General features: G+C 62.9%; 1 protein-coding gene. It reads left to right on the forward strand.

The features are described 5' to 3' along the window. The first annotated feature begins 208 nt into the window (after positions 1–208). On the forward strand, positions 209–655 hold the full coding sequence (locus L615_RS03895; RefSeq protein WP_145724186.1) for a hypothetical protein: 447 nt from the start codon (positions 209–211) through the stop codon (positions 653–655). Positions 656–1,261: the final 606 nt, after the last annotated feature.

Genomic DNA, 1,261 nt, shown 5'->3' on the forward strand with positions numbered 1-1,261 from the left:
AGCGGCATGGTCGGGGCGCTCCGCCCCGACAGCGGCATGGTCGGGCGATGTCGGGCTCAGGGAGCGGCGCTCGCGTGGGATCGTTCGAGCATGAGCGACGAGAGCTAGTCTCGGGATCGGTCCGTAGCCCTCGTGCGGATAAGCCGACAGCCTAGGGATTCGAGCGTTCAGCAACTCCCCAACTAGCACTCCAGAAGGAGAGGCTCAGATGAACGAGGCGGCCAACGACCATCCCTGGCGATCTTCCGCCGTTGCAGCACGGTGGATCGGTGTTCGAGTCGTCTACCGCGAGACCACCTTTTGGTGGACGGTTGGGGCTTACGTAAAGAACGTCCTGATGTTGTTCGCGACAGTCGGGCTTAGCTTGCTCTGGTATGAGCCAAAGCGATTCTGCGACGTCATCCTCTATCGCTTGGACACCGGAGCGACCCTATGTAGATACGAACACACCAACTCGGAAGATGCCATTGACCATGTATCCAGCCTGAAGGACAGGCTCCTTGGGTCGCAGGTGTTCGACTTCTGTCGAGAGTTAGGCATTCCGATGGTCGAAATTGCTGGGGAGGGCATGGAGCCGCCGAGCAGTATCGACGATATCGAGGTCGAGTGGTTTCAAGTGCCCGAGTCGCGCCGATACGAAGAACCGCTCAGGTAGCGCACAAGACGCCAGCGAGTTGAGGCACCAGTGGTCGGGCGCTCCGCGGGCGCCCGGACTTGCCCCTGTCGGGACCCGGTGAGGAGCATTCAAGCACCTAGGTAAAGCAACAACCACTGACGACCGTCGAGCTGTCCATGCTGGTGCCGCTCCCACGTGGTCGTGCCTGTGTCAGACACAGCCCAAGCAAGGTGAAGTCCGCTGGGGTCCCCCACACGAGAGTTCTTGACCCACCGCGGTTGCCTATCGCGCCGACGCGCGGGCTCCCGCGGCGTCAAGCGATCGTCGCAGCCGCCCACATCCGGCGGCCGCGGGCTGGCATGCCGCCCTCCAATCGGCATCGGCCGGGCGTCCGACAGCGGCATGGCCGGGCGCTCCGCCCCGACGGCGGACCGGCAGCGAATGGTCAGGCATTCCTCCTGTGGTGGCTCGCTACCGCGTGGATCGAGTAAGGACGGGAACCTACTGCCTCCTAAAGAATTCCTGTGCGAACGTCTTGGCCTCCGATTCAGGGCTCATCCCAATCCAGGGTGTAGTTGCGGTCTGAAGCCGCCGGTCTCTAGCAGCGACCTGGCGATGTAGTTCGTGAGGTTGCGGAACCCGAGC

Source organism: Nocardioides sp. J9 (genome assembly GCF_007829375.1).
Taxonomy (GTDB): Bacteria; Actinomycetota; Actinomycetes; order Propionibacteriales; family Nocardioidaceae; genus Nocardioides.

Bases quoted from the DNA above. Each gene is read 5' to 3' on its own strand.
- L615_RS03895 (WP_145724186.1), top strand. From the start codon at position 209: ATGAACGAGGCGGCCAACGACCATCCCTGGCGATCTTCCGCCGTTGCA.